Genomic DNA, 17,942 nt, shown 5'->3' on the forward strand with positions numbered 1-17,942 from the left:
CAAAGAAACACCGCCGCTGAGCGGGTGGAATGTCATCAGACGTCAGGTGGGACACCGGCGAGACGAACCCAGGAGGAAACATGGGATCCAGGAAGATTCGGGTCGGCATCGATACCGGCGGAACATTCACGGACGTGGTCGCGGTGGACGACGAGTCCGGCACGATCGTCACCACGAAGACCCCGTCGACACCGCAGGATCCGGCCGTCGGCTTCCTCGCCGGCATCGAGAAGGTCCTCGCGCAGCTCGGCGAGTCCGGCGACGCGATCGACGCTGTCAGCCACGGCACCACCGTCGCGACCAACAAGCTCCTCGAGGGCAAGGTCGGCACCCTCGGCTTCATCACCACCGAGGGTTACGAACACGTCCTCGAGATCGCCCGCCAGTCGGTCCCCGACGGCTACGGCAACTCCTACTTCTGGGTCAAGCCCGACCGCATCGTGCCGGCCGACCGCGTCCGCACCGTCCGCGGCCGTCTCGCCTACGACGGCAGCGAGATCCGTCCCCTGAACGACGACGACGTCCGCGCCGCCGCCCGGTTCTTCAAGGACCGCGAGATCCTCACGGTCGGCGTGTGCCTCATGCACTCCTACGCCAACCCCGAGCACGAGCGCCGCGTCCGCGACATCCTCATGGAGGAGTACCCGGAGGCGACCGTGAGCATCTCGAGCGAGGTGCTGCGCGAGTACCGCGAGTACGAGCGGTCCATCACGACCCTCGTCGACGCCGCGGTCAAGCCCAACATCCGCAACTACGTCAACAACATCGCGAACCGTCTGCGCGAGTTCTCCTCCGCCGAGGGCGAGCAGCGCGACATCCCGTTCTACGTGATGAAGTCCAACGGCGGCGTGCTCTCGGCCGAGGAGGTCGTGCACCAGCCGATCACCACCGTGCTCTCCGGTCCCGCGGCCGGCGCCCTGGGCGCGGCCCTGATCGCCGGCGTCGCCGGTGTCGACCAGGTGCTGACCTGCGACGGTGGCGGCACCTCCACGGACGTCACCGTGGTCGTCGGCGGCGAGCCGGCACTCACCACGGAAGGTCGCGTGGGTGTCTACCCGTCCAAGATCCCGATGATCGACGTGGTGACCGTCGGTGCCGGTGGCGGCTCCATCGCGTGGATGACCCCCGAGGGCACCCTGCGTGTCGGCCCGCAGTCGGCGGGCGCCGATCCCGGGCCCCTGTGCTACGGCAAGGGCGGCAACGAGCCGACCATCACCGACGCTCACGTCCTGCTCGGCCGCATCCCTCCTCACCTGCTCGGTGGTGAGATCCCGCTCGACACCGAACTCGCCCGCAAGGGCGTCGAGGAGCTCGCGCACCGTCTCGGCCTCGAGTTCGAGGCGTGCGCCACGGGCATCCTCGAGGTGTCGGCCTGGAACCAGGCCAACGCACTTCGGCAGATCACCGTCAAGCGTGGTCTCGACGTCCGCGACTTCACCCTGGTGACCTTCGGTGGCTCCGGTTCGCTGCTGGCCTGCCGCCTCGTCGACATCCTCGGTCTCAAGGACGTCCTCGTGCCGCTCAATCCCGGTAACGTCTCGGCCTTCGGTCTGCTCACCGTCGACGTCCGCAACGACTACGTGCAGACGCACGTCAGCCGGCACGACCGGTTGAAGATCGACGAGCTGCAGACCGGACTCGACGCCCTCGCGGCCGAGGCCGAACGCGCCCTGGAGGGCGAGGGATTCGGTCCCGACCAGCGGCAGTACGCCCGCTCGGCGGACCTGCGCTACTTCGGCCAGGCCTTCGAGGTGCGCGTGCCGGTCGGTGACGGCCCCATCACCCAGGAGTTGATGGACGAGGCGGCCGAACGCTTCCACCAGGCCCACCGCGAGCTCTACGGCTACGACTTCCGCAACGATCCCCACCAGCACGTGGAATGGGTCAACCTCCGCGTGAGCGGAATCGGGCCCATCAAGCGACCGGAACTCGCCGAGATCGCCCCGGGCACGGGGGCGGACGTAGCCCTCACCGGCACCCGCGAGGCGTACTTCGACGAGTGGGTCACCACCCGCGTGTACGACCGCGCCCGCCTCGGCGCCGGCGACGAACTCGAAGGTCCCGCCGTGATCGAGGAATTCAGCTCGACCATTCCGGTTCACCCCGGATTCCGCGCTCGCATCGACACTTTCGGCAACATCCGCCTCAGCAAGACGTCCGACTCGAACGGAGCCACCCGATGACTGCGACTCTCGAACCCGCCGCGGCCACGACCCGCAAGCCCTTCCGGCTGACCGACGCTTCGGGCACCGCTCCCGATCCGGTGCTGGTCGAGATCGTCGCCGGCTACCTCGCCAGTGTCGAGATGGAGGTGGAGACCTCCATCTCCAGGACTTCACGCTCGCCGATGATCCGCGACGCCCACGATTTCCGTGCCGGCATCCACGATCGCAATCTGCGCAAGCTCACCGGTCGTTCGTACTCGGCGCTCGTGCATCCGGTGGCCCGGGACTTTCCGCTCGAGACGATGAAGCCCGGCGACGTCTTCTTCCACAACGACGTCTACCTCTCCGAAGGCGGCATCGGTCACCTGCCCGACCTGTGCGTCACCGTCCCGGTCTTCGCGACCCGCCCCGGCGACACCGAGCCTTCGGTGGTCGCGTTCGTGCAGGCCTTCGGCCACCACGACGACATCGGCGGGTGCTGCCCCGGTTCCATGCCCTCGGGTGCGACCACCGTGTACGAGGAGGGACTGATGGTCCCGCCGATCAAGCTGTGGGACCAGGGTGTTCCGAACGAGGCGGCACTGCGGATCATGACCCGCAACTCGCGCATGCCCGACTCGCTCGCCGCCGACCTCGACGCCGAATGCTCGGCGTGCCTCATGGGTGCGCGCCGGTTGTCGGAGTTGTTCGAGCGCTACGGTGTCGAGACCGTCGAAGCCTGCTTCGACGCGATCCTCGACGCGACCACCGAGACGTACCGCCGCGAGATCCTCAGCAAGATCCATGTGGGCACGTACACCTGGGAGGACTACGCCGAGCACGACGGTGTGGACGAGCCGATGCTTCACGTGCAGCGCATCACGCTCACCAAGACCTCCCCGGAGGACGAGGGCGGCGAGCGCCTGATCCTGGACTTCAACGGCACCGGTCCGCAGGCGAAGGGCCCGATCAACCACTGCGGTGACTACGCCGACGGCAACTTCCTCATCAAGTGGCTGGCGCCGATCCTCCGCAATCTGGCCGACACCCCCGACCGCATGGCGGAGCTGGACGTCAATGAAGGTGTCGTGCCGCTGATCGAGATGAAGTTCCCGGAGCCGGGCACACTCATCACGCCGATCTTCCCCGCTCCCACCAACGCTCGGACGTTCGTGATCCTGCGTCTGCTCGGTGTGCTCTCCGGCGTGGTCGCCAAGGCGGTCGACGGCAACATGCCCGCTGACCAGGAGACCATCCGCTACACCGGTGTGTACGGTGAGGACTTCGAGGGCCACTCGTACCTCATGCGTGAGGTGCTCGGCGGCGGTTCCGGTGGCCGGCACTACGCCGACGGCGAGGACACCATCCACGTGGTGCCCGACTCGCGGAACCTGCCCACGGAGTTCACCGAGAGCCGCTTCCCGTTCATCGTCGAGAAGCTCGGACTTGCAATCGATTCCGGTGGAGCCGGTCGCTACCGCGGCGGTCTCGGCTACGAGAAGCACATCCGGATGCTCAAGGACGCGAACTTCATGTCCATCGCCGACCGTTCGATCCTCGCGTGCTGGGGTGTCAAGGGCGGTAAGGCCGGCAAGCCGTTCTCCGTGACGCTCGATCCCGGCGGCCCGAACGAGCGCGAGTTCGACGCTCTCACCGACGCCGAGCCGATCAAGGCGGGGGAGACGGTGCGCATCCGCACCACCGGCGGTGGCGGCTGGGGCGACCCGCTCGATCGTCCGATCGACGAGGTGGTCCGGGACGTGTTGTGGCGCAAGGTCTCCGTCGACGGTGCCCGCGAGGATTACGGTGTGGTCCTGAAGGACACCTCGGCCGACGAGCCCGTCGCCGATGTGGAGGCCACCGAGGCGCTGCGTGCGCAGCTGCGCGCCGAGCGTGGCGACGAGGAGCCCTTCTTCGACCGCGGTCCCGGTTACGCCCGCCTGTCGGGTGGTGCCGAGTTCGCCGAGTACGACTTCATCGGCAACTGATGTCGACGACGGCCGAGATCTCGCGCGGCACCGATCTCGCAGTGATCGGTGCCGCGGGGAAGACCGGAACGGCTGTCGTCTCGGCGCTGGAGACAGCAGACGCGACCCCCGTCCGCCGAGTGGTGCACACCGCTCGACGGGCGGGGGATCGCGCTGTCGACCTCGAGACCGGTGCCGGACTCGTCGACGCGCTGGCGGGTTGCCGCGGCGTCTACTTCATCGCCCCGAACATGCACCCCGACGAACCGGCACTGTTCGAACGGTTCCTGGGGGCAACGGCCGAGGCCGGTGTCGATCACGTCGTCTACCACTCCGTCGCCTGGCCGTACACGCCGGCGATGCCGCATCACCTCGACAAGGCCCGCTGCGAGGACATCCTGCACGCCTCCGGTGTGCGGTGGACGGTCCTCCAGCCCTGCGCGTACACGGAGAACTTCGCGTCGGTACTCGACGGATCGGTGGACGCACTCGACGTTCCCTACGACCCCGACGCGCCGTTCTCGTTCGTCGCCCTGGCGGACGTCGCCGCGGTGGCGGCCCGTGTCCTCGTCGACGGCGCGGACGTCCACCACGGCGCCACCTACGAGCTCGGGGGACCGGACGCGCTGAGTGTGCGGCAGCTGTGCGTCGCCGCAGGCCGACCGGTGGAGATCGAGCAGGTGTCCGTCCCGGCGTGGATGGAGCGTCACGGCCACGGCCTGCCCACCGAGACCCGCCGACGTCTGGCGGCGATGTTCGGGTTCTACGACGATCACGGGTTCGTCGCCGGGAGCGCCGTGACGGCGGCGCTGCTCGGCCGGGCGCCCGCCCGCGTCGCGGATCTCGTCTCGGCGATGCCGAGCCGGCAACCCGCCGGTGGTGTAGGAAAGGGAACGTGACGGATCGCTCTGCGGACGGCCCCGACGCCGTCGACACCCTGCCCCCGCCCGTGCTCATCGCTGTCGACGAGGCCAGCGGTATCGGGGTACTCACCCTCGACCGCCCGAAGCAGCGCAACCCGCTGTCGGTGGAGACGATGCGCGAGGTCATCGCCGGTCTGACGGCGCTCGCGGCCGATGCGAAGGTGATCGTGGTCCGCGCGGAAGGCCCGGTGTTCTCGGCCGGGCACGACCTGCGGCAGATGATCGGGCGCACGCTCGACGAGGAGCGCGCGATCTTCGAGACGTGCAACGAGATGATGCGGACGGTGCAATCGATCCCCCAACCGGTGATCGCATCGGTGCAGGGCACGGCGCTCGCGGCTGGATGCCAGCTCGTCGCGTCGTGCGATCTCGCCGTCGCCGCCACCGATGCCCGCTTCGGCACCCCCGGTGTGCGGATCGGGCTGTTCTGCTCGACACCGATGGTCGCGGTCAGCCGCGCGATCGGGCGCAAGCGGGCGCTGCAGATGCTGCTCACCGGTGAGACGATCGATGCGCAGACCGCCGCGGACTGGGGTCTGGTGAACTACGTCGTCGAGCCGGAGGCTCTGGAGACCGCGACCACCGAGCTCGCCCTGAAGATCGCAAGTTCGTCGCCCGCCACGATGCGGATCGGCAAGGAGGCGTTCTACCGCCAGATCGATCTACCGCAGGAAACGGCGTATGCCGCGATGGCGGAGACGATGGCGTCGAACGCGATGATCGACGACGCGCAGGAGGGGATGACGGCCTTCCTCGAGAAGCGGGCACCGGTCTGGAAGGGTCGCTGATCTTGAGCGATCGCTAAGTCTGGACTAGTTGGTTGGACGTCCTATAAAGTTCGCTGCATGACCCCCGATCCGCGTCAGAGCACCGTCGACGGCATCCTCCACCGCACCGCCGCGCGTCATCCCGCCCGCGTCGCACTCCGCTTCGGCGACCGGCAGTTCACTTATCGGGAACTCGACGACGCCGTGACCCGCGCCGCCGCGCACCTGCTCTCGCTCGGCCTGAGCAAGGGCGACCGTGTGGCCGCCTACGGCACCAACTCCGACGGCTACGCGATCGGTTATCTCGCGGCCGCGCGCGCCGGTCTGGTGCACGTGCCGATCAACTACGCGCTGCGCGGCGCGGAACTGTCGTACCTGCTCGGCCAGTCGGGAGCGAAGGCCGTGCTCGTCGATCCGGTGCTGCGGGAGAACCTCGACGCCGTCCTGGCCGACGTGCCGGCCGAGACCGTCGTCCCGCTCCGCGACGCCGACGATTCCCTGGTGGCGGTCGCGCAGACCGGTGACGTGCCGACGCTCGATGTCATGGTGGCCGACACCGACCTCGTCCAGCTCCTCTACACCTCGGGGACGACGTCGAAGCCCAAGGGCGCCATGATGACCCACCGGGCGCTCACCTTCGAGTACATGTCGTCGATCGAGGCGCTCGACCTGTCGGCCGACGACGACCCGCTCGTGTGCATGCCGCTCTACCACTCCGCCGCGATGCACGTCTTTCTCATCCCGTACTTCGCGGTCGGCGCGACCGTACGGCTGCTGCCGGCACCCGACGTGGCCGAGATCCTCCGGCTGGTGGAGGAGGAGCGCATCGGATCGCTGTTCCTCGCCCCGACCGTGTGGGTGCCGCTGACCAACCACCCCGATCTCGACACCCGCGACCTGTCGTCGCTGCGCAAGGCGCAGTACGGGGCGTCGATCATGCCGGTCACCGTCCTCGAACGCCTCCGCGGCCGCTACCCCGAACTCGGCTTCTACAACTGCTTCGGCCAGTCCGAGATCGGCCCGCTCGCCACCGTCCTCCGTCCCGAGGAACACGACGCGCGTCCCGCTTCGTGCGGCCGGGCCGTGCTGTTCGTCGAGACCCGCGTCGTCGACGCCGACGGCAACGACGTGCCCGACGGCGAACCCGGTGAGATCCTCTACCGCTCACCGCAACTGTGCCTCGGTTACTGGGAGAACCCCGACGCGACGGAGGATGCCTTCCGCGACGGCTGGTTCCACTCGGGCGACCTCGTCACCCGCGACGCCGAAGGCTTCATCACCGTCGTCGACCGCATCAAGGACGTCATCAACACCGGTGGCATCCTCGTCGCCTCACGCGAGGTGGAGGACGCGATCTACACGCACCCGGCCGTCGCCGAGGTCGCGGTGATCGGTACTCCGGACGAGAAGTGGATCGAAGCGGTGACCGCGGTGGTCGTCCTCAAGGACGGTCACGAACTCGATGAAGCAACCTTGATCGACCACGTCAAGCAGCGCCTCGCACCGTTCAAGGTGCCCAAGGCCGTTCGCTTCGTCGACGTCCTGCCGCGGAACCAGAGCGGCAAACTCCTCAAGCGCGAACTGCGCGGATCCTGACCACTCACTCCGAACCGAACACTGCGAAAAGGAACCTGAGTTCAATGCCGAAGAAGCACGTCGCCTCCTGGTACGACGACGAGGTCTCTGCCGTCTACGATCTCGCGCGCGAGTTCTTCGAGCGCGAGGTCATGGGCAAGGTCGAGAAGTGGGATTCGCAGCGTCGTATCGATCGCGAGGTCTGGCTCGAGGCCGGCAAGCTCGGCCTGCTGTGCTGCTCGATCCCCGAGGAATACGGCGGGGGCGGAGGCACTTTCGCGCACGACCTCGCGGTGTTCGACGCGCAGGGCTACTCCGGCGATCTCGCGTTCGGCAACTCCGTGCACAGCGGCATCGTCGCGCACTACATCCTCGAGTACGGCAACGAGGAGCAGAAGAAGGCGTGGCTGCCGGGCATGGCCACCGGCGAGATCCTCGGCGCCATCGGCATGACCGAACCCGGCGCGGGCTCGGACCTGAAGGCCATCAAGACCACCGCGGTGCGCGACGGCGACCACTACGTCGTCAACGGCTCGAAAACCTTCATCACCAACGGTTCCTCGGCCGACGTCATCGTCCTCGCCGTCAAGACCGACCCGAAGGCCGGTGCCAAGGGCGTGTCGCTGCTCATCGTGGATCTGCGTGACGCCCCGGGCTTCTCGGTGGGCCGCGTGCTCGACAAGGTCGGCCAGCACGCCGCCGACACCTCCGAGTTGTCGTTCGTCGACGTGCGAGTACCGGTGACGAATCTGCTCGGTGAGTCCGAAGGCCTCGGCTTCGGCCAGCTCATGGCACAGCTCGTGCAGGAGCGCCTGATCATCGGCGCGCAGGCCGCCGGCGCGATGGATCGGGCCGTCGAGGAGACCGTCCGCTACACCAAGGCGCGGCAGGCGTTCGGGCACAGCCTCTTCGAGTTCCAGAACACGGCCTTCGAGCTCGCCGAGTGTCAGACCATCGCGCGCACCTGCCGCATCTTCCTCGACCACTGCATCGAGCAGCACCTGAAGGGTGAACTCGACCCGTCCGACGCCGCGATGGTCAAGTACTGGCTGACCGACAAGCAGTGCGAGGTCATCGACCGCTGCGTGCAGTTGCACGGCGGCTACGGCTACATGCGCGAATACCTCATTGCGCGGATGTACGAGGACGCGCGCGTCCAGCGGATCTACGCCGGTGCGAACGAGGTCATGAAGCAGATCATCGCGCGGGCGCTGTAAGCACTCGGTTCGGAACTACCCGGCGTCCGGTCCAGTCGACACTCGGCTGCACCGGGCGCCGAGTCGTTTCCGGATGTGGGATGTCTCAACCGGCCGTGGTGGTCAGGAACTCTTCGATCGCCGCGGTAAGCTTCTCGGGCTGGTCTTCGGCCAGCAGGGTGTAACTGTCGTCGATTTCGACCAACCGTGCGGCGGGGAAGGCCTCGACGAGGCGTCGTCCGTGATCGCGCGGCATCATGCGATCCTCGGTGGCCCACACGACCAGCACCGGCCCGGAGAACTGCGCCGCTTTCGCCGCGATCTCGAGCAATTGCTGCTTGGGCGGAGCCGAGGGTGCGTATTTGGCCAGATCACGCCGGATGTTCCGGTCGACGGTGGCCGGACGGAACCAGGCGTCCATGACGGGTTCGGGTACCGGACGTTTGCTCATCCAGCCCCAGGTGCCGGGTCCTCGCCGTCCGAGTTTCGTGCCGAGCACGGCCATGAGCAGGCGTACCCCACCTGGAATCTTGACCAGTGGCAGGAGTAGTTTCACCGGGCCGGGCGGGTAGTTGTCGAATGCCTCGCATGCGGTGAGTACCAGTCGCGAGACCCGTTCGGGATTCGACACGGCGAGGAAAGCCTGGGCGCCGCCCCAATCGTTCTGGATCAGCGTGACGTCACGCAGGTCGAGGGCGTCGAGGAACTCCCCGATGAGATGGCCCATTCCGACGAGGGTGAGGTCTGCCTCCGGACGCATCGGTATGCGGTGCGAGCCGAGAGGCCAGGTCGGCACGATGCAGCGGTAGGTGCCGCGGAGTTGTTCGACGACGTGCCGCCACCCGGTTCCGTCCATCAGAAGGCCATGGATGAACACGAGAACCGGTCCGGTGCCCCTGGTGTCCTCGTACTCGATCGTTCCTGCCGAAAGCTCGATGTCGAACACGCGATCCCCCTTCGCGTCGAGTGGTCGAGATATTTCCACAACTCCGCATCGCTCGCCGACATTTCACGCATCCGGTAGACGTATTCGTCGAATAGAACTTCTTCAGCCGGGATCGCTTTCGGTGAAATCCGCCCGCAGAAACCGGGGGTGGGTCAAGATCACATGAATTCCATTATCTGGCGACAGTATGGACATCCGATGCGACATCGCGCCCGTGCTGCAGTGATCACCACCTTTGTTGTCCCTGCGGCTGTAGTGATCCCAGGAATAGCAGGAGCAGCGGAGGCAGAGGACGTTCGGTACTCGTTCTCCGTCGACGGCACGAGCGTGACCAACACGATCGTCAACAACACCGGCGAGGAGTTGATCTGCTCGACCTCTCTCGGCAACGCACCGGACGGGGTACTGCCTCCGGTCTGGGAGGTCGTCGGAGCCGGACAGTCCCTCTACGAGCAGGGGCCGGTAGCGCCGGGAACCAGCACGCAGGTCATTGCGGACGTACCTGCCGGCTCCTACGTCGCGTTGGCATCGTGCGGCAACGCTGGTTCCACCGCGATGTGGGCCTCGGACTATCCCGGTATCGAGGAAATCCTCGCGCTGTTCCCGCTCACGTCCTTCGCGGTCGAGCAGGGATCCACGGTCGTCACGGTTCCCGCTGAGACACCCGACGTACCCGTACAGCAGTCACCGTCCTTCGGCAGCAGTCAACCTGAATGATGCTCTGACAGAGCAATTTTCGAGTATTTCCGGTTGATCGCGACTCGACGGCGGGTGCGTGCGGACCTAACTCACCACGGCCGGCTGGTGGTGAGGTACTTCGCCATCTCCTGGCTCTGCGCGCGGTGCATGCGGCGGTGCTCCGCCCGCTCGTCCCCGGACTCGTTGAGCTTGCGTTCCTCGTCGGACTCGGGCAGCACCGGGGGGACATGCATGGGGCGTCCGCCGTCGTCGACCGCGACGAAGGTGAGGAAGGCGGTCGCGGCAATGCGACGCTCGCTGCTGCGCAGATCCTCGGCGGTGACCTTGACGAAGACCTCCATCGAGCTGCGCCCGGTCCAGGTCACGAACGATTCGAGGCACACCGAATCGGAAGGGCGCACAGGCTCGAGAAAGGGCCACGGAGTCGGTCGACGCCGTCACAACCGAGGCGCGACTGTGACGTGTTGCCGAGATCGACGCGGTCATATCGATGTCGCTCATCAGCTTCCCACCGAACAACGTGTTGTGGTCGTTGACGTCGTTGGGAAATACCCTGCTGGTCTTGATGACTCGGGATTCTCGGCAAGGTTTGGCCTGCACGCGTGGTCCTTTCGTAGGTCGTGCTCGCGGCGGGATCTCCGCCGGACGCACCTTTTCGAGCCTACGACTGCTGCTGCGCGGGAATCGACGTCGGTCGGGTGTGATACTCGACAAGCCTGGTCAGCATCGAGGTGAGCAGCGCCCGTTCGTCCGCGTCGAGGGGGGCGAACGCCTCGTCCTGCGCCTCGGTGAGCATCCGGTCGAGATCGAACAACCGTCTCCGTCCGCGGCGGGGGAGGGTGATGATGTTGCGCCGCCGGTCGGCGGGGTCGGGAGCGCGTTCGACGAACCGGCGGTCGACCAGGGCATCGACGGTGGCCGCGACATCACTGCGATCGAGCCCGCAGCGCCGGGCGAGGTCGACCTGGCTGGACGGGCCGTACTCCTCGAGGGCGGCCAGGATCCGATAGTGGTGGCCGCGGGCGTCGGCGGAATCGAGTCGGTCGAACACGACGCGATGCACGTGTCGCGCCGCCTGGGTCATGAGGTAGCTCGGAAGGTGTCCGAGGCGGTCGGGGCCGGCCGCGTCGTGGGTGGCGGACATGGGGTCGAGTCTACGAGCACGGACGCGAGGGATCGAGACCCTGTCACCGCCGGCGATGATCGGTGATCGGTGTGCGGGGTCCGCGCTTCGGCACTCGCGCGTACCCGCCGGACTCGACGATCAATCGCACGGCTCGATAACGTTGGGGGCGTAGCGGTTCGAGGTACTCGACCATGCCCGCGTCGTCGAGAGGGCGGGCGAGCAGTGCCCATCCGACGACCTTCGCGAGGTGGTAGTCGCCGACGGAGAGCGCGTCGGCGTCGCCGAATGCGCGTTGCGCCACCTCCGCGGCCGTCCACACGCCCACCCCCGGCACGACCCGCAGCTTCCGCCGGGCGTCGGCGGCCGGTTCGTGCACGAGACGCTCGAGCGAGTCGGCGACCTGCGCGCACCGCACCACGGTGCGTGCGCGGCCGGGATCGACATTCGCCCGATGGAACTCCCAGGACGGCACGGTCCGCCAGGTCGCCGCGGAGGGTGGCACGCGCATACCGTCCGGGGCCGGCCCGGGCGCCGGATCGCCGAACCAGGTGACGAGGCGCCGCCATGATGCGAACGCCGCCACCCCGTGCACCCGTTGTTCCAGGATGGCAGGGACGAGGGACTCGAGCACCCGGCCGGTGCGGGGGATGCGCAGGGCGGGCATTCGTCGGTGCGCCTCGACGAGGGCAGGATGTTCGGGGGTGAAGGCCGACGGATCGTCGTCGGCGCCGAGCAGGGCCGGCAGTCGTTCCGCCAGTTCGGTTGCTCCCGGTCCCCACGCCAGGCACCGCGCGCCGTGTGGGCCGTCCTGGGTGAGCCGGTAGGTCACGGCTCCGGTGTCCATGCGGGAGGTGCGCCACACGGCGTCGCCGACGACGCGATGACACGGATCCCACGGCCCGCGCTGCAACGGTCGCAGGGTACGCACCACGTCGACGGGCCACAGCACGCGTACGCGGGTGTCGAGAAGCCCGTCGTCCACCGCCCTCGCGATGCGACGGCCTCGCTCGTCGGACACGGTCACCGCCCTACCGTACTCTGTGCGCTGGAGCCGACTTTCGTGGTGTCGGAGGGTGCGGCTATGGTCGGGCGCATGATCATCGTGAGCACCGACGGATCCTGCCTTCGCAATCCCGGCGGCGCCATCGGGTGGGCGTGGGTCAATCACGAGGGGCCCAGCGCGTCGGGCGGTGAGCGTTCGGGCACGAATCAGATCGCGGAGCTCCGGGCGGTGCTCGAAGCGCTCCGTGCGCATCCGGGTTCCGAGCCGATGATCATCGAATCCGATTCGCAGTACGCGATCAAGTGCGCCTCCGAATGGCTCCCGGGATGGAAGCGCAAGGGGTGGAAGACAGCCACCGGCGCGCCGGTGAAGAACCTCGAACTCGTGCGCGCCATCGACCGCGAGCTCACCGATCGCACCGGGCCGGTGCGGTTCCGCTGGGTGCGCGGCCACGTCGGCAACCACTTCAACGAGATGGCCGACACGCTCGCCGGGCAGGCCGCGCGCGAGATCGCGGCGCAGCCCGGACCGATCGAGGTACCCAGCACTCCCGTGGTGGCGCACAAGCCGCCGAAGCGCGCCGACGACGCCGAATTGACCTTGTTCTGAGTCAGTAGTAGACCGCGAGGCGGCCGTTGGGTCCTTCGACGCACGTCACCGGAGTATCGAAGACGCGTGTCAAGGTCTCGTCCACCAAGATTTCTTCCGGCGTCCCGAATTCGACGACTTTGCCGTCCTTCATCGCGCAGATTCGGTCCGCGTAGTGGCCTGCGAAATTGATGTCGTGGAGGACGATGACGACCGTGCGCCCCAGCTCGACAGCCACCTTGTGGAGATGCTTCATCATCTGGACCGAGTGCTTCATGTCCAGGTTGTTCAGCGGCTCGTCCAGCAGGATGTAGTCGGTGTCCTGGCACAGCACCATCGCCACGTAGGCGCGCTGGCGCTGACCGCCGGACAGCTGGTCCAGGTAGCGGTGTTCGAGATCGGTGAGGTCGAAAAACTCGATGGACTTGCTGATGGCCTCCTCGTCCTCGAGGGTGAGGCGGCCCTTCGAGTGCGGGAAACGCCCGAAGCCCACGAGTTGCCGCACCGTCAGGCGGGTAACGAAGTGGTTCTCCTGTCGGAGGATCGAAACGATCTTTGCGAGGTCCTTCGACGCGGTGCTCGAGACGTCGTAGCCGGCGATCTCGATGGTGCCGGCGTCGGCGCCGAGCAACCGGCCCACGATGGTCAGCATCGTCGACTTGCCCGCACCGTTCGGCCCGACCAGGGCCGTGATGCCGCCGGCGGGAATCGTCAGGTCGATCTCACCGATCGTGACCGTGCTGCTGTACTCCTTGCGGAGTCCCTTGATCTCGATCACAGTCTGCCCTTCCGGAGGATCACGTAGAGGAAGGCCGATCCGCCGACGGCCTCGATGATGATGGATACGGCGCCCTCTGCGTAGAAGATGTTCTTCAGAACGAAGTAGGCGCCACCCAGGATGACGAACCCGGTCAGGATCGCCACGGGGAACACGAAGCGGTGATCGTGTGTGGTTGCGAACTGGTAGGCCAGGGTCGCGACAAGGAACCCGAGGAACGTCAAGGGCCCGACGAGCGCGGTGGTGGTGGCCATGAGGACCGACACGAGAAACAGGACGAGCATGATCTCGCGGCGGTGGTTCAGGCCGAGGTTGGTGGTGACGTCCTTGCCCAGCGCGATGATGTTGAGCCTGCGCGAACGCCACCACAGTGTTCCGGCCGCCGCGATGCACAGCGGGATCGCCAGCGGCAGGTAGGACGCATCCGCATTGGACACCGACCCGAACAGTTTGGCGGTGAGGATGTCGAACTCGCTGGGGGTGAGCATACGCTGCATGAAGGTCGCCACGGATCCGAGACCGCCGCCCAGGACGATGCCGACGAGCAGCATCACCTGCATGTTCCCGTACTTGCCGGAGAGCAGCCATCCGTAGAGCATCAGCGAGAAGCCGACCATCAGCACGACCATCAGGATGAACTGCGGCACCCCCGTGAGCGCCGTGACCCCGACCGCGCCCATGAAGAAGACGGCTGCGGTCTGGAGCGCGACGTAGAGGGCCTCGAACCCCATGATCGACGGGGTGATGATGCGGTTGTTCGTCGCGGATTGGAACGACACCGTCGCGACGGCCTGACAGACGACGACGAGCACGATCACGACGAGGTTGGTCGCGCGCATCTGTGTGATCCGCCAGAACCCCGCGGTCCCGAACGGCATCGGATTGTTCCAGGTCACGATCCCCACGGCGATGACGACCGAGAGGAGGATGAGGACCCCCACGAGGACCCAGTAGCGGCGTAGCTGGCGCGCGGTCGCGAATGCCCCGGAACCCGTGCGCCCTGCCTTGGTTGCAGGCGCGGCGGTCGGCGTGGCCGTGGGGATCGATTCTGCCGGCGAGATGGACGTGGTGGTGTCAGGCATTGCGGCGGCTCCGGAGCAGCAGGGCGATGAAGACGACGGAGCCGACGACGCCGAGGATGAGCGATACCGGGATCTCGAACGGCATGATGAGCGTCCGGCCGATCAGGTCGCAGACGGTCACGATGGCGATACCGAGCAGGCAGACCCAGGGGAGGTTGCTGCGCAGATCGTCGCCGCGGAACATCGACACGATGTTGGGGACGATGAGCCCGAGGAAGGGAAGCGAACCGACCACGACGGTGACCACTCCGGTGGCGATCGCGATGAGTCCGGTTCCCAGCAGGATGATGCGGTTGTAGTTCAGGCCGACGTTGGTCGCGACGTCCTCACCGAGGCCGGCGACGGTGAACCGGTCGGCGGCGACGAACACCAGGACCGCGACGATCGCGACGATCCAGAGAACCTCGTACTGTCCCTTGATGATCGAGGTGAAACTCCCCGCGAACCAGATGCCCAGGCTCTGGAGTTTGTCGGTGGCGAGAGCGATGTATGTGGTGATGGAGCCGACGACGGCGCCCAGCATGATGCCCACGATGGGCACGATCAGCGATGAGGACAGCTGCACTCGCCGGAGGAACAGGAAGAAGATCATCGTCCCGATGAACGCGGCGACGATAGCGCCGAGCATCCGGGGGAGAAGGCCCGCGGTCGGAGCGACGATCAGCATGATCAACAAGCCGAGTCCTGCCCACTCGGTCGTGCCGGTGGTGGTCGGTTCGACGAACCGGTTCTGGGTGAGCAACTGCATGACGAGTCCGGACATCGCCATCGCCGCTCCGGCCAGTACCAGCGCAATCGTGCGGGGGACGCGGGTGATGTTGAACATCTCCCAGCCGAAGTCGCCGCCGAAGATGTCGAACACCCCGGTGAACAGCGACGCGATCAGCAGGACGCCTACGCCGAGGAAACCCAGCAGCAGTTTCCAGTCGAAGAGTTTGTCCCGCGTCCGGGACGGTGAAGCTTGGGTCGTCATGTCAGTGTCTTTGCTCTGGAAGCACGTCGGCCGTGGACTCGGCTCCTGGCCGAGTCCACGGCGGTCGACGCTGTGGGTTCAGTACTCCGTTGCGCTCTGTGCGGAGGTCACTTGTTCTCTGCGTTCTGGGCGTTCTTCTCGAGCAGGTCCGCCAGGGAGTTGAAGAACTCCGTGTACGTCTGGATGCTCTCGTTGGTGTAGGTGTCGGCGGGCAGGTAGATGATGTTGCCCTCCTGGACCGCCTTCACGTTCTTCAGCGCCTGGGAGTCGTTGATGACCGTGGTTGCCGGCACGTAGTCGGGTCCGCCACCGGTCGAGGTTCCCGCATCGCGGTCCATGACGATGATCAGGCCCGGGTTGGAGGCGGCAATGGCCTCGACGGAGATGTCGTCGCCCTGGTGGTCGTCGCTTCCTTCGGGAACCTCGAGGGCCGGGGTCAGGCCGAAGATGTCGAACATGGGGCCGATGGTGCGCCCGGTGCTCGGGGCGACGTAACCGATCTCGCCGCCGGAGACGATCAGACCCATCACCGACTGATCGGCGGAGTACGCGGCCTGAACGCGGGCGATCGACTCGTCCAATGCGTCGTTGAGCTCCTGCGCCTCCGCTTCCTTGGCGAAGATCTCACCGAGGACGGTGGTGCCGCGCTTCAGCTCGTCGGCGAAGTTCTCGCCGTCGCGCGGAGCAACCTCGACGATGGTGGCGTCCGGTGCGAGATCCTGGAACTGCTCCCTGAACTGCGCGTAGCGCCCGCCGTTGATGATCAGGTCCGGCTCGACCGCGACGACGGCTTCGAGGTTGGGTTCACGATGCGATCCCAGATCGACGATGCTGTCGTCCTCCGTGTAGGAGATCGTCTTCGGCATCAGCGACACCGCGCCGGCTGCGAGGGAAACGCCCCACGTATCGAGTGTCTCGAACGTGCCGTTGTCGGTGGCGACCACGGACCGGGGCGGCACGGTGACGGTCTGCGTACCGAAGTTGTCCTCGACCGTGACGGTGGTGGCGGCGGTGTCGGACGACTCGGTGGCCGGGTCGCTCGAGCATGCCGTCAGGGCGAAGGCAGCCAGGGTGCCGAGCACGGCACCTCGGTACAGGCGGGATGCGTTCATCGATGTTCCTCGGGTTCGATCACAGGGAATGGATAAGGCATTTAGGTCACCCTATGTGATGGTTAGCTTAACCTAACCTTCAGGAATGTCCGGCGATGGGTCGGATGTCACCTGTGACCTGGTATTTTCTGCTCGGACTCCTTGGTCGACGTCGCTTCGGTACGGTCACGTCATGAACGAAGCCGAGTCGGTCGCGCAGTTCCGGAGCACCCACGGTCTCGACCACCTGGTCGATGTCCACACGCACTTCATGCCCCGCCAGGTCATGGACAAGGTCTGGGCGTACTTCGACTCCGCGGGTCCGCTCGTCGGCCGGCCCTGGCCGATCACCTACCGGCACGACGAAGAGGAACGCGTCGCGCGCCTCCGTGAGTTCGGGGTCCGGCGGTTCACCGCCATGCTGTATCCGCACAAGCCGGCGATGGCGGCGTGGCTCAATTCGTGGGCGGCCGACTTCGCGGCACGGACCCCCGACTGCCTCCACACCGCCACCTTCTACCCGGAGACCGACGCGAAGGACTACGTCGCCTCGGCGATCGATGCGGGCGCCCGCGTGTTCAAATCCCACATCCAGGTCGGCGATTACTCACCGCTCGACCCGCTCCTCGACGACGTGTGGGGTCTCCTCGAGGACTCGGGCGTGCCCATCGTCGTGCACTGCGGGTCGGGTCCGGCGCCCGGTACGTACACCGGTCCCGCCCCGATGCAGGAGCTCATGCGCCGGTACCCGAGGCTGACGGTGATCGTCGCGCACATGGGCCTGCCCGAATACCGCGAATTCCTCGACCTCACGGAGCAGTACGAGCGGGTGTACCTCGACACGACGATGGCGTTCACCGACTTCGTCGAAGAAGACACCCCTTTCCCGGAGGATCAGCTTCCCCGCCTTGACGCACTGCGACGGAAGATCTTGCTCGGCACCGATTTTCCCAACATCCCGTACAGCTATCTTCACCAGCTCGAGGTGCTCGAACGCGTCGCGCCCGACAGTGCGTGGCTCCGCGCGGTGTGCCGCGACAATGCCACCTCGCTGTTCGGGCTCGACGAGTGACCGGTGCGCCCG

At 66.7% G+C, this 17,942-nt stretch carries 17 protein-coding genes; 9 read left to right on the forward strand and 8 right to left on the reverse strand.

Going from position 1 to position 17,942, the window contains the following annotated elements; translation table 11 throughout:
* Positions 1-80 precede the first annotated feature (80 nt).
* From GON09_RS19905 to GON09_RS19930, 6 genes are read left to right on the forward strand one after another with little or no spacing between them, the layout of a single operon-like run.
* A complete protein-coding gene (locus GON09_RS19905; RefSeq protein ID WP_213933326.1) occupies positions 81-2,183 on the forward strand; it encodes a hydantoinase/oxoprolinase family protein in 2,103 nt (700 codons plus the stop codon).
* Positions 2,180-4,132, forward strand: coding sequence for a hydantoinase B/oxoprolinase family protein (locus tag GON09_RS19910; protein WP_213933327.1), 1,953 nt, complete (start codon positions 2,180-2,182; stop codon positions 4,130-4,132). Before GON09_RS19905 ends, GON09_RS19910 begins: the two co-directional genes overlap by 4 nt.
* Positions 4,132-5,010 carry an SDR family oxidoreductase gene (locus tag GON09_RS19915; protein WP_213933328.1) on the forward strand — a complete coding sequence of 293 codons (879 nt, stop codon included), beginning with the start codon at positions 4,132-4,134 and terminating at the stop codon, positions 5,008-5,010. Before GON09_RS19910 ends, GON09_RS19915 begins: the two co-directional genes overlap by 1 nt.
* Positions 5,007-5,822: an enoyl-CoA hydratase gene (locus GON09_RS19920; protein WP_307854419.1), complete on the forward strand. Its 816-nt coding sequence runs from the start codon at positions 5,007-5,009 to the stop codon at positions 5,820-5,822. The genes GON09_RS19915 and GON09_RS19920 overlap by 4 nt, the downstream gene beginning before the upstream one ends.
* Positions 5,823-5,879: 57 nt before the next feature.
* Positions 5,880-7,397 carry an acyl-CoA synthetase gene (locus GON09_RS19925; RefSeq protein ID WP_213933329.1) on the forward strand — a complete coding sequence of 506 codons (1,518 nt, stop codon included), beginning with the start codon at positions 5,880-5,882 and terminating at the stop codon, positions 7,395-7,397.
* 44 nt (positions 7,398-7,441) lie between these two features.
* On the forward strand, positions 7,442-8,593 hold the full coding sequence (locus GON09_RS19930; protein WP_213933330.1) for an acyl-CoA dehydrogenase family protein: 1,152 nt from the start codon (positions 7,442-7,444) through the stop codon (positions 8,591-8,593).
* A gap of 85 nt (positions 8,594-8,678) precedes the next feature.
* On the opposite strand, the gene GON09_RS19935 is transcribed toward GON09_RS19930, so the two are convergent.
* The gene (locus tag GON09_RS19935) at positions 8,679-9,518 is read right to left on the reverse strand and encodes an alpha/beta fold hydrolase (protein WP_213933331.1); all 840 of its coding nucleotides are present in this window, start codon (positions 9,516-9,518) and stop codon (positions 8,679-8,681) included.
* A gap of 327 nt (positions 9,519-9,845) precedes the next feature.
* On the opposite strand from GON09_RS19935, the gene GON09_RS19940 reads away from it, so the two are divergent.
* On the forward strand, positions 9,846-10,235 hold the full coding sequence (locus GON09_RS19940) for a hypothetical protein (protein ID WP_213933332.1): 390 nt from the start codon (positions 9,846-9,848) through the stop codon (positions 10,233-10,235).
* 71 nt (positions 10,236-10,306) lie between these two features.
* Here GON09_RS19940 and GON09_RS28400 read toward each other — a convergent pair whose 3' ends face one another.
* From GON09_RS28400 to GON09_RS19955, 3 genes are all read right to left on the reverse strand, one after another.
* Complete coding sequence (locus GON09_RS28400; protein WP_244865573.1) at positions 10,307-10,618, reverse strand: acyl-CoA thioesterase; 312 nt, start codon at positions 10,616-10,618, stop codon at positions 10,307-10,309.
* A gap of 260 nt (positions 10,619-10,878) precedes the next feature.
* On the reverse strand, positions 10,879-11,361 hold the full coding sequence (locus tag GON09_RS19950) for a MarR family winged helix-turn-helix transcriptional regulator (protein ID WP_213933333.1): 483 nt from the start codon (positions 11,359-11,361) through the stop codon (positions 10,879-10,881).
* A 43-nt stretch (positions 11,362-11,404) separates the two neighbouring features.
* Complete coding sequence (locus tag GON09_RS19955; protein WP_213933334.1) at positions 11,405-12,367, reverse strand: DNA-3-methyladenine glycosylase family protein; 963 nt, start codon at positions 12,365-12,367, stop codon at positions 11,405-11,407.
* A 69-nt stretch (positions 12,368-12,436) separates the two neighbouring features.
* On the opposite strand from GON09_RS19955, the gene GON09_RS19960 reads away from it, so the two are divergent.
* Positions 12,437-12,955: a ribonuclease H family protein gene (locus tag GON09_RS19960; RefSeq protein ID WP_213933335.1), complete on the forward strand. Its 519-nt coding sequence runs from the start codon at positions 12,437-12,439 to the stop codon at positions 12,953-12,955.
* A gap of 1 nt (position 12,956) precedes the next feature.
* On the opposite strand, the gene GON09_RS19965 is transcribed toward GON09_RS19960, so the two are convergent.
* The 4 genes from GON09_RS19965 to GON09_RS19980 all read right to left on the reverse strand — a co-directional run bounded on the left by GON09_RS19965 (position 12,957) and on the right by GON09_RS19980 (position 16,879).
* Positions 12,957-13,712 carry an iron ABC transporter ATP-binding protein gene (locus GON09_RS19965; protein WP_213933336.1) on the reverse strand — a complete coding sequence of 252 codons (756 nt, stop codon included), beginning with the start codon at positions 13,710-13,712 and terminating at the stop codon, positions 12,957-12,959.
* The gene (locus GON09_RS19970; RefSeq protein WP_213933337.1) at positions 13,709-14,794 is read right to left on the reverse strand and encodes an iron chelate uptake ABC transporter family permease subunit; all 1,086 of its coding nucleotides are present in this window, start codon (positions 14,792-14,794) and stop codon (positions 13,709-13,711) included. The genes GON09_RS19965 and GON09_RS19970 overlap by 4 nt, the downstream gene beginning before the upstream one ends.
* Positions 14,787-15,767: an ABC transporter permease gene (locus GON09_RS19975; protein ID WP_213933338.1), complete on the reverse strand. Its 981-nt coding sequence runs from the start codon at positions 15,765-15,767 to the stop codon at positions 14,787-14,789. Before GON09_RS19975 ends, GON09_RS19970 begins: the two co-directional genes overlap by 8 nt.
* Before the next feature lie 107 nt (positions 15,768-15,874).
* Entirely contained in the window at positions 15,875-16,879 is a 1,005-nt protein-coding gene (locus tag GON09_RS19980; protein ID WP_213933339.1) for a siderophore ABC transporter substrate-binding protein, read from the reverse strand.
* Between the two features lie 172 nt (positions 16,880-17,051).
* On the opposite strand from GON09_RS19980, the gene GON09_RS19985 reads away from it, so the two are divergent.
* Entirely contained in the window at positions 17,052-17,930 is an 879-nt protein-coding gene (locus GON09_RS19985) for an amidohydrolase family protein (protein ID WP_213933340.1), read from the forward strand.
* Positions 17,931-17,942 lie beyond the last annotated feature (12 nt).

The organism is Rhodococcus sp. B50 (assembly GCF_013602415.1).
Lineage (GTDB): Bacteria > Actinomycetota > Actinomycetes > Mycobacteriales > Mycobacteriaceae > Rhodococcus.

Excerpts from the sequence above, each read along its gene's own strand:
- GON09_RS19905 (WP_213933326.1), top strand. The coding sequence starts at position 81 with ATGGGATCCAGGAAGATTCGGGTCGGCATCGATACCGGCGGAACATTC.
- GON09_RS19910 (WP_213933327.1), top strand. The coding sequence starts at position 2,180 with ATGACTGCGACTCTCGAACCCGCCGCGGCCACGACCCGCAAGCCCTTC.
- GON09_RS19915 (WP_213933328.1), top strand. The coding sequence starts at position 4,132 with ATGTCGACGACGGCCGAGATCTCGCGCGGCACCGATCTCGCAGTGATC.
- GON09_RS19925 (WP_213933329.1), top strand. The coding sequence starts at position 5,880 with ATGACCCCCGATCCGCGTCAGAGCACCGTCGACGGCATCCTCCACCGC.
- GON09_RS19930 (WP_213933330.1), top strand. The coding sequence starts at position 7,442 with ATGCCGAAGAAGCACGTCGCCTCCTGGTACGACGACGAGGTCTCTGCC.
- GON09_RS19950 (WP_213933333.1), bottom strand. The coding sequence starts at position 11,361 with ATGTCCGCCACCCACGACGCGGCCGGCCCCGACCGCCTCGGACACCTT.
- GON09_RS19960 (WP_213933335.1), top strand. The coding sequence starts at position 12,437 with ATGATCATCGTGAGCACCGACGGATCCTGCCTTCGCAATCCCGGCGGC.
- GON09_RS19970 (WP_213933337.1), bottom strand. The coding sequence starts at position 14,794 with ATGCCTGACACCACCACGTCCATCTCGCCGGCAGAATCGATCCCCACG.
- GON09_RS19975 (WP_213933338.1), bottom strand. The coding sequence starts at position 15,767 with ATGACGACCCAAGCTTCACCGTCCCGGACGCGGGACAAACTCTTCGAC.
- GON09_RS19980 (WP_213933339.1), bottom strand. The coding sequence starts at position 16,879 with ATGAACGCATCCCGCCTGTACCGAGGTGCCGTGCTCGGCACCCTGGCT.
- GON09_RS19985 (WP_213933340.1), top strand. The coding sequence starts at position 17,052 with ATGAACGAAGCCGAGTCGGTCGCGCAGTTCCGGAGCACCCACGGTCTC.